The sequence below is a fragment of the Butyrivibrio sp. genome, from assembly GCF_024699075.1.
In genome coordinates this window covers 1-5,176 of the sequence record NZ_JAILQF010000044.1, presented here as the reverse complement: position 1 = coordinate 5,176, position 5,176 = coordinate 1, and the positions used below count along the sequence as shown (strand labels likewise).

Annotated in this window: 4 protein-coding genes; all 4 read left to right on the top strand. The window is 40.6% G+C overall.

The window, feature by feature from the left end:
• Positions 1–1,041: ABC transporter ATP-binding protein (locus K6G87_RS01425; protein ID WP_296832877.1), on the top strand; the 1,041-nt coding region annotated here is incomplete at its 5' end.
• 29 nt (positions 1,042–1,070) lie between these two features.
• Positions 1,071–2,096: an ABC transporter ATP-binding protein gene (locus tag K6G87_RS01420; RefSeq protein ID WP_296832874.1), complete on the top strand. Its 1,026-nt coding sequence runs from the start codon at positions 1,071–1,073 to the stop codon at positions 2,094–2,096.
• Between the two features lie 53 nt (positions 2,097–2,149).
• On the top strand, positions 2,150–3,793 hold the full coding sequence (locus tag K6G87_RS01415) for a peptide ABC transporter substrate-binding protein (RefSeq protein WP_296832872.1): 1,644 nt from the start codon (positions 2,150–2,152) through the stop codon (positions 3,791–3,793).
• Between the two features lie 205 nt (positions 3,794–3,998).
• Positions 3,999–5,096: a histidinol-phosphate transaminase gene (gene hisC / locus K6G87_RS01410; RefSeq protein ID WP_296832869.1), complete on the top strand. Its 1,098-nt coding sequence runs from the start codon at positions 3,999–4,001 to the stop codon at positions 5,094–5,096.
• Positions 5,097–5,176 lie beyond the last annotated feature (80 nt).

Here is a 5,176-nt window from a genome sequence, read left to right as displayed (position 1 = left end):
AGCCATTTAACAACTGAATTTTTAACTCCTAATGGAACTGTACAGGCTGTAAGAGATGTATCCTACAGCGTTGCTCCCGGAGAAGTACTTGGAATTGTAGGTGAATCCGGTTCCGGTAAAAGCCAGGGAATGTATACACTGATGGGACTTCTTGCCAGCAACGGCAGAGTGGTAAATGGAACAATTAAATTCAATGGCAAAGATATCTCACCTAGATATGAAAGCAAAAAGGCCAAAAAAGAATACGAAAAGCTCATGAGAACCATAAGGGGCAATGAGATAGGAATGATCTTCCAGGATCCAATGACATTCCTAAATCCAATCCTCAAAGTTGGAACACAGATAACTGAAGGAATAAGAGTCCATGAAAAGTGCAGTAAGAAAGAGGCCAAGAAGCGAGCAATAGAGCTCATGAAGCAGGTTGGAATTCCAAGTCCTGAAAAGAGACTTAATCAGTATCCTTTTGAATTCTCAGGAGGTATGAGACAGAGGATCATCATAGCAATCGCTCTTGCCTGCAACCCTAAACTCATCATTGCAGATGAACCAACAACAGCTCTTGATGTTACAGTTCAGGCACAGATCCTGGAACTGCTTCAAAAGCTTACAAAAGAAAGAGGCTCCAGCGTAATAATTATCACCCATGACCTTGGAGTTGTAGCTACAATGTGTGACCGCATAGCAATTATGTATGCAGGACAGATTGTAGAAGAGGGCACAGTAGATGAGATTTTCTATCATGCCAGGCATCCATATACAAAGGGCCTCTTAAACAGTATCAACAATTCAGAAAAAGAAGACGACGAGCCCCTTGTTCCTATTCCTGGCACACCGCCAGATCTTACATCACTTACAAATGGATGCGCTTTCATGAACAGATGCCCACACGCCATGAAGGTATGTGCAGTTCAGGAAGGCCCTGTTACAACATATAACGATACACATTTTTGCAGATGCTGGCTTGAAAATATGGATGAATCACTTATAAAAGTAAAACCTATAAAGACAGCAGTAGAAAAGAAAGAAAAGAAGATAGTTTAAAAGTTTCGTTCCCCAAAAGGAGGTTTGCTATGGAAGAGAATGTATTGGAAGTAAAAAGACTTACCAAATTTTTTGAGGTAAACAGAGGAATGAAACCACAGGTTGTTCAGGCGGTTAATGACATATCCTTTGAAGTAAAAAAAGGTGAAACCTTCGGACTTGTTGGAGAATCGGGATGTGGCAAAAGTAGTCTTGGACGAACCATCTTAAGAATATATGAGCCGACAAAGGGAGAAATCCTTTTTGATGGAAAAGATATAACCAAATTATCAAGAAAGCAGATGCTTCCTTATAGGCAAAAGCTCCAGATGATATTCCAGGACCCATATGCTTCACTTAATCCAAGATTCACAGTAGGTGAGATCATCGGGGAACCAATGGAGATCCACAACATAGGAACACCGGAGTCAAGGCAGAAAAAGGTGCAGGAGTTACTTGAAATAGTAGGTCTTAAGCCGGATCACATCAGAAGATATCCTCATGAATTCTCCGGAGGCCAGAGGCAGAGAATAGGTATAGCAAGAACCCTTGCACTTGATCCTGAATTTATAGTCTGCGACGAACCTATATCAGCCCTTGATGTATCAATTCAGGCGCAGGTCATAAACCTTTTAGAGGATATTCAGAAGTCCACTGGAATAAGCTATTTGTTTATAGCCCATGATCTTGGAATGGTCAAGCATATAAGTCACAGAATAGGCGTTATGTATTTAGGACACATGGTAGAAGTTGGAAAGTCCAATGATGTATATAAAAAGCCGCTTCATCCATATTCCAAGGCACTTCTTAGTGCAGAGCCAATCCCGGATCCAAACACAGCCAAGAAGAAAAAGAGAATCCTGTTAGAAGGAGAGATACCAAGTCCTATTAACCCTCCAAAGGGATGTCCTTTTAATACAAGATGTCCATATGCAGTGGCAGAGTGCTTCCATCAGATGCCGGCAAACTTCAAAGTAGAGGACAGACAGGTTTCATGTTTCTTGTATGCACCAAAGTATCTTAGGATGAGAGAAAATCTAAATATTGAAAATCTTGCAATAAGTTTCGCGAGTTAAAAAGCGAAGCGTTTGCGAGTTTAACAAATTTCTACAAGAAAGGGAGTGTTATTATGAAAAAAGTATTGAACAAGGTTTTGGCAGCAACTATGACGATCAGCATGCTAGTTGGAATGACTGCATGTGGAGGAGAGAAGACGTCAAGTGACAAGCTTGCAAGTACAGATGGAAGTTACAAGTCCATCACAACTACAATGAATATGGAATCAGGAACACTTGATAGTGCAGGTATTACTTCCTATTGGTGGTGGAGTTATACATCCTATGCAACAGCACCACTTGTAGAACTTGCAGAGGATGGAACTTATAAGAATATCCTGGCTGAGTCTTATGAAGTAAATGATGACATGACCCAGTATACGTTCCATATAAGGCAGGATGCTTCCTGGAATAACGGTGATGCGGTTACATCGGCAGACTTTTTAAACACAATCACAAGAGCTCTAGATCCCGATTGTGGTAACGGCTATTCTACAATGCTCTTATGTATTGAAGGAGCAGATGCTATCTATAACGAAGGAGCTGATGTATCAACTCTTGGTGTTGAATGCCCCGATGATAAGACAATTGTATTTAATCTTACAGATTCTACCGCATACTTCATGGATCTGTTAACACTTCCGGTATTCATCCCAACACACAGAGAACTCCAGACAGAGACCAACGGTGCCTGGTCAATGGGTGAAGACATGGACGCTCTTGTAAGCTGCGGACCATTCTATATGGCAGAATATGTTCCTAACCAGTACTGCCTGTACAAGAAAAATGAAAGCTATGTCCTTGCAGATGAGATTCATCTTGATGAAATAAAGACAATGGCAATGGAAGATACACAGGCAATCATAAGTGCATATAAGACAGGAGAACTTGATATTGCAACAGCAGACTATACAGTCCTTGAAGAATATGCAGACAGCGATGAACTTGTAAAATACGTAGCAACAACAAGTAACTACGAGCTCTTTGATATTACAGAAGCACCATTTGATGATGTAAGAGTAAGAGAAGCATTTTCAATCTCAATTGACAGAGATGCAGTAGCTACAGCCTGCGGAACTAACTATCTTGGAACAACATTTTTTGTAGGATCAGGAGTTGTATCTAAAGCATCAGGTAAGACCTGGGCAGAAGAAGCCGGCGGAGATCTCTTAACATTTGATGTAGAAAGAGCTCAGGAGCTACTTGCAGAAGCAGGATATCCAAACGGTGAAGGATTTCCGACTGTAACATATAAATATCCAAGTACTCAGATTGAATCAGATATCGCTCAGGCCCTTCAGGCACAGTGGAAAGAAAACCTCGGAATCGAAGTACAGCTTGAAGCACAGGAAACACAGGTTAATATCTCAGACAGACGAGCAGGTGATTTTGATATCTGCAGAATGCAGTGGACAGCAGACTTTGTAGATCCATATACATACCTTTCAATGTACAGAACATCAGATTCTTACAATGATAACGGCACAAACTGCACAGAGTACGACGAACTTATGGAAGCATCCAATAAAGAGTCAGATCCTGTTAAGAGATATGAACTTCTTCATGAAGCAGAAAAGGTTCTTGTAGCTGAATACTTCTGGGCAATCCCGGTACTTAACAGAGAGACTATCGTACTCATGAATACAAAGCTTACAAACAGGATCATTGATCCATCAAGAGGAAACATCCGTACTAAGTATCTTGATATTGCAGAATGATATGGATACAAAAAAATGTAAAAATAATTGAAGTAGTAAAAGATGTGATAGGTAGTACAGTAATAATAAAAAGTATAGATACAGTAATCACAATAGTACAGAAACAGTAAACAGAATATTAGATAACAGTAAACAGACTGCTATTTGGTCAATGGAGACCTACTCTATACCAGATAGCAGTTTTTTCAAAAAGGAGGACTATGCTATGTCAGTTAAAGATTTGATGAGAGAGCCACTCAAGGGATTTCAGATTTACACAGCTGGAGGTATGATGGTAAACCCGGGACCTGGTATCGTAAAACTTAATGCCAATGAGAACCAGATGGGACCAAGCCCCAAGGCGCTTGAAGCTATGGAGAAGGAGCTTACAAGCTGTAACTTTTATCCTATGCAGTCTATTGCTAATCTCAAAAAGAAGATTTCAGAGTATATAGATATGCCGGTTAGCTGCATCACAGCATTTAACGGATCCGGAGCAGGCATTCAGGCTGTCGCAGAAGCCTTCCTCAATCCTGATGATGAACTGCTTATCTGCTCACCAACATATATGCAGTATTACAGACTTCCTGCTCAGTTTGGAGCAAAGCTTGTAGAAGTTACATCAGAAGATGGAGTAAGCATAGATCTTGATGCATTATCAGCCGGTATAACAGATAAGACCAAGCTTATATTCATCTGCAATCCTAACAATCCAACAGGAACACTTCTTTGCCCTGATAAGCTTTCTAAATTCATTGATGATCTTCCGGATCATGTTGTATGTGTAATTGATGAAGCATATATCGACTGGGTAGCTGATGAGTCTTATCCAAGTATGATATCTAAGGTTTTATGTGGTAAGAATGTTATCGTACTTAGAACTTTCTCCAAGATATATGGACTTGCTGGTGCCAGATGCGGATATGCTGTTGCAAGTGAAGAGATTATCTCTTGCCTTAGCGCTATCTCTGGAATATTTGGAACAAACCGTATTGCGGCAGCAGGCGCTACAGCAGCTCTTGGTGATACAGAGTTTTATAAGGCAGCCAAGGACAATAACACAGAGCAGAGAGCTTATATTTCAAAGGAACTTGAAAAGCTGGGCTGTACAGTAGTTCCAAGTGCTACAAGTTTTATCTACTTTGCTCCTCACTGCGATACCAAGGAGTGCATGAGCTATCTTGAATCTAAGGGAGTTTACATCAGATACTTCACAGAAGAGTACATTCGTGTAAGTATTGGACTTCCAATGCAGAACCAGAAGTTCCTTGACGTGATCGCAGCATACCTTGAGCAGTACAGCGAAAAGGATAAGGCTGTATGATAGATGTTTAAGAATATGACTTTTGTCACTTTATTCAAAAGGTCATGACTTCTCGGTGTTATGCCTGCGGACTAGATAGA